The following is a 4,759-nucleotide window of genomic DNA, read 5'->3' on the forward strand; positions in this document are numbered from 1 at the left end:
AATACCTTTGGTGCAGTCTTCCGCATCCGCCACAATATGGCTTATGCGATCCACAAGTACTTCCACGACAAGGGATTCGTCTACTTCCATACTCCGCTGATCACAGCCTCCGATGCTGAGGGAGCGGGGCAGATGTTCCAGGTGACGACTCTGGATGTAGCCAATCCTCCCCGCACTGAGGAGGGTGCCGTAGACTACAGCCAGGACTTCTTCGGTCAGGAGACCAATCTCACCGTCTCCGGTCAGCTGGAGGGTGAGCTTGCTGCTATGGGTCTGGGCGAGATCTACACCTTTGGTCCGACGTTCCGCGCAGAGGACTCTAATACTCCTCGCCACCTGGCAGAGTTTTGGATGATCGAGCCGGAGATGGCCTTCTACGACAATAACGACAATATGGACTTGGCGGAGGACTTCGTCAAGTACCTCATTCACTGGGCTCTGACCGAGTGCGCTGACGATGTGCAATTCCTCAATGACACCTACGATGACACTCTCATCGAGCGGCTCCAGTTTGTCGACAATCAGCGCTTTGCTCGCATCACCTACACCGAGGGTGTGGAGGTGCTGGAGCAGGCGATCAAGGATGGGGTCAAGTTTGAGTTCCCCGTCTACTGGGGCTGTGACTTGGCGGCCGAGCATGAGCGTTACCTCGTAGAGAAGCACTACAAGAAGCCTGTGATGGTCACCGACTACCCTAAGGAGATCAAGGCCTTCTACATGAAGCAAAACGAGGATGGCAAGACCGTCCGTGGTATGGATGTGCTCTTCCCCCGCATCGGCGAGATCATGGGCGGATCCGAGCGTGAGGCAGACCTCGACAAGCTGACTAAGCGCTGTGAGGAGGTCGGCATCCCTCTGGAGGCGATGAATTGGTACCTTGATACACGTCGCTTCGGCGCCTGCCCCCACAGTGGATTTGGGCTGGGCTTTGAGCGTCTGGTGCTCTTCGTCACGGGGATGTCCAATATTAGGGACGTCATCCCCTTCCCACGCACGCCTAAGAATGCGAACTTCTAATCACTGATAAGTAAAAAACCTCCGAACCATACGGCTCGGAGGTTTTTTTATGCTCAGAAGGGGGGCTCAGAGTGTCTCTATGATCTCTCGAGCCTCATTGATGATCCGGTCGGAGGTACAGGAGGGGTTGAGCCTACTCTCATCGAAGAGCGAGAGCGCCTCATCGATCTTGGCGAGTGCCTGTCGGTCTCCCGCGTACTGACTCCTCAGGGCCTTGATTTTGTCAAAAGCCTGGATCCCCCTCCGCAGTCGCTCAAAGCGGATCGAGGAGCGGACGCCCGGGTAGACGAGGTAGGTGTCGCCGGCAGCCCAGTTGCTGTATCGGCTGTCGAGGAGAGGCTGCTCTACCCAGCTATTGTATGCCCAGCGGAGGTAGCCGTCCAGCCCCTCGCGTGCGGCATACCATCCATACCACTCGCCGTCAGCAGCTGCGCTGAAGGTAAAGGTATTGGGTCGTGGCTCGGCACAGCAAGTATAGAATGTGGTGATCTTCCCCTCGCTGCGCCGCTTCGCCTTGAGCTCCTCGGAGTACTTGGCAGCGAGCCCGACGCAGTAGTAGTCGAGGTGATCCGACAGCTCCTCATGCAGCGCCCCGGCCATATGCACCTTCAGCTCCGGGTCCGCCTCCTGGATCAGACGGAAGCACTCCTCCATCACCTCGGGAGACCGTTCATCCATGGCTATATAGGTCCTGTCGATCCACCCCTTTGCCCTCATGTGCTGCGCAAAGGAGCGAAGCATCGCAGACCAAAGCTCCGTGTAGGGCTTGCTTCCCGGCTCAGCCTTGAGGAACTTGTACTCCCCGCTCGCTTCATCAAAGTAGCGGAAGGAGAGCTCCCACGGGACCATGGAGAAGCAGGTGATGGCCTTGTCGATCCCGAGATCCATCATAAAGCTGACCCACTCGTCAAAGTACGAGTAGTCGAAGTGCCACTTGCCATCCCTGCCGAGCGTCCAGTCGATCATGGAGTCAAAGGGGTCGTGCGTCTGACCATTCCAGGGCTTGTACATGATCGAGGCGGTGATCGCCTTGCCCCCTGCGTCTCGGTACATCTCCATATAGGGGCGCATGATGCTGAAGTGCTCCTCAGACCAAGGAGCCACCCCGTAGTACCTTGCTATGGCGTATGGATTCTGCCACAGATCGAGAAAGAAGTCACTCTTCTCAGGCAGCGCTCTCTCGTCCACCACCACCGACAGAGGCAGTGTTGCCAGTGTCTGATCACCGCTGCGTACGGTCACCGTCGCTTGGTAGCTTCCCCCTCTCGCATCCCGAGGAATGTCTATAGAGAACCAGATAGGGCGTGTCGTGCAGGGCGTGAGATCCAGTGATCGGGCGAGGTGGTCGATCCCGTCAGCTACCAGGGTGGAGTCGAAGAGGGAGTGATCTGGTCGCTCACCACAGCCTCCGAGGCCATCCTTATTGAGCTCATCGGTCATCACGTAGCGGACAAAGCCGGTACCCGACTCGCCCTGAGGAGAGGGGATGAGTGTACCGTCGCTGCTCCTCAGGTCGGTGATCTCGTACGTGAGTGCGGTGAGAGGGGTGGGGCTGCTCACCACAGCCTGGGCGTAGACCCGCTCGCCACGCCATCCTCTGAGCTGAAGCTCCCCGGCAGTCAGTCCCTCGGCCGGTCGCTCCTTGGGGTACCGGACATCTATGCTCCCCCAGCCGACGACGGGCGTGGTCAGAGACTGCCAGAGGGTCCTGTTGGTCGGGGTGGGATTGGGCAGCTCCCGGTAGCTCTCTATGGGATACTGAGCGTAAGCAGTGGTCAGTGTCAGCAGTCCCGCCAGGAGGGCGGTTATTCTCTTTCTCATCGTTACTTGGTATGTGGATTAGTTCTTACTCTGGGACAAAGTTCGCTAATTTGTTTCTAATGGGTACGTCTCCTCTCCCCCCTAGGGCTGACGCGTTTGAGCTTTGCATAAGTCATTCAACTCATTGCGAAGAGTGTGAACGAAGCACCCCGCTAGGGTGTCGCACTGATTGCTTGACTCTCTGACAAGTGCGACACCCTAGCGGGGTTGTATATCTCTCTCGGGATCCTCTTTCCCGGGGTCTTTGGCACTTCGTGCCTTGACACCCGGTCTAAAAAGCGATGATCCCGCAGGGGCGAAGCCCCTGCGGGATCGGCAGGCGGGATTGCACAGCGACAGGGATTATCACTTCTTTGCAGTAGAGTTCAAAGGCATCAGGTCTGCGACCCCAAACTAAACCCGATATTAGTGATCACTAATACCGGGTTTAGTGATCACTAATACCGGGTTTAGAATTCACCGAACTCTATCCAGCTCGATACGATACTCCCCGGCACCGGGGATCCGCCTACCGCCGGCTTAGGGGATGAATGTGGTATCGGACAGGGGCGGGGTGTCAGAGAGTGGGGCCTGGCGCATAAGTCCCTGCGGGACCGGGCGGTCGTAGTAAAACTCAAATGCGTCAGTCCTGCCGCACTCCTGTCGTCCGGGGCAGTCTCTTGTGGAGAAGACTCCATTCCCGATGGGGTGGAACTCCAGCTCGGTCTCAGTCGATCTGTAGCCAGTCGGAAATTAGGTAACTTTGTGGCTGATAAACAATAGACATTTACATGAAACATATACGAAACTTCTGTATCATTGCTCACATCGATCATGGTAAGAGCACCCTTGCCGACCGTCTGCTGGACTATACCAATACGGTCGCCAATCGCTCTGAGGATCAGGTTCTGGACAGTATGGATCTGGAGCGTGAGCGTGGCATCACGATCAAGAGCCATGCGATACAGATGCGGTATGAGTATCAGGGCGAGGAGTATATACTCAATCTCATCGACACTCCCGGACACGTCGACTTCTCATACGAGGTGTCACGCTCCATTGCGGCCTGTGAGGGAGCGCTCCTTGTGGTCGATGCCTCGCAGGGGGTGCAGGCGCAGACGATCTCCAATCTCTACATGGCGATCGAGCATGACCTGACGATCATCCCGGTGCTCAATAAGATTGACCTCGATAGTGCCAATGTCGACCTCGCGGGGGACGAGGTGATCGAGCTCCTGGGATGTGACCGGGAGGATATTCTCCTCGCCAGTGGCCGCTCCGGAGTGGGTGTAAAGGAGATCCTTGATACCATTGTGGAGAAGGTCCCCGCTCCCGTGGGTGATCCGGAGGCTCCACTTCAGGCGCTCATCTTTGACTCCGTATTCAATGCCTACCGCGGGATCATCGCTTACTACAAGGTGGTGAATGGATCGGTCCACTCCGGTGAGCGGGTAAAATTTATGCAGACCAATACCGAGTACGACGCTGATGAGGTGGGTACTCTGGAGCTGGATATGGTCCCCAAGCAGGAGGTGAAGTGTGGAGACGTGGGCTACATCATCTCGGGAATCAAGGACTCAGGTGAGGTGAAGGTGGGCGACACCATCACCTCGGTGGAGAGTCCTGCCGCAGCTCCGATCAAGGGCTTTGAGGAAGTAAAGCCGATGGTCTTCGCTGGTGTCTATCCCGTTGCGCCGGAGGACTACGAAAACCTCCGTACCTCGCTCGATAAGCTGCGGCTCAATGACGCCTCCCTGACCTTCTCCCCCGAGAGCTCCGCTGCCCTCGGCTTCGGCTTCCGGTGCGGCTTCCTCGGACTGCTCCATATGGAGATCGTCCAGGAGCGGCTCGACCGTGAGTACAATATGTCCGTCATCACCACGGTCCCCAACGTCTCCTATATGGTCTACACCCGGAAGGGGGACGTGATGGAGGTGCACAA

The 4,759-nt window shown here is 57.1% G+C and carries 3 protein-coding genes; 2 read left to right on the plus strand and 1 reads right to left on the minus strand.

Going from position 1 to position 4,759, the window contains the following annotated elements; translation table 11 throughout:
* The coding region (gene asnS / locus Q0F21_RS05335) for an asparagine--tRNA ligase (protein ID WP_297238081.1) at positions 1–1,017 on the plus strand (1,017 nt) is incomplete at its 5' end.
* A 66-nt stretch (positions 1,018–1,083) separates the two neighbouring features.
* Here the strand turns inward: asnS and Q0F21_RS05340 are convergent.
* On the minus strand, positions 1,084–2,838 hold the full coding sequence (locus Q0F21_RS05340; RefSeq protein WP_297238083.1) for a glycoside hydrolase domain-containing protein: 1,755 nt from the start codon (positions 2,836–2,838) through the stop codon (positions 1,084–1,086).
* Positions 2,839–3,608: 770 nt separating this feature from the next.
* On the opposite strand from Q0F21_RS05340, the gene lepA reads away from it, so the two are divergent.
* Positions 3,609–4,759, plus strand: a 1,151-nt coding sequence (gene lepA, locus Q0F21_RS05345; protein ID WP_297238085.1) for a translation elongation factor 4, incomplete at its 3' end; no start/stop codon positions are given.

Origin of the sequence: uncultured Porphyromonas sp., from assembly GCF_934359325.1 — a bacterium.
Taxonomy (GTDB): Bacteria; Bacteroidota; Bacteroidia; order Bacteroidales; family Porphyromonadaceae; genus Porphyromonas_A.

What these genes read in the sequence shown, in the direction of transcription:
- Q0F21_RS05340 (WP_297238083.1), bottom strand. Translation starts at nt 2,838, where the DNA reads ATGAGAAAGAGAATAACCGCCCTCCTGGCGGGACTGCTGACACTGACC.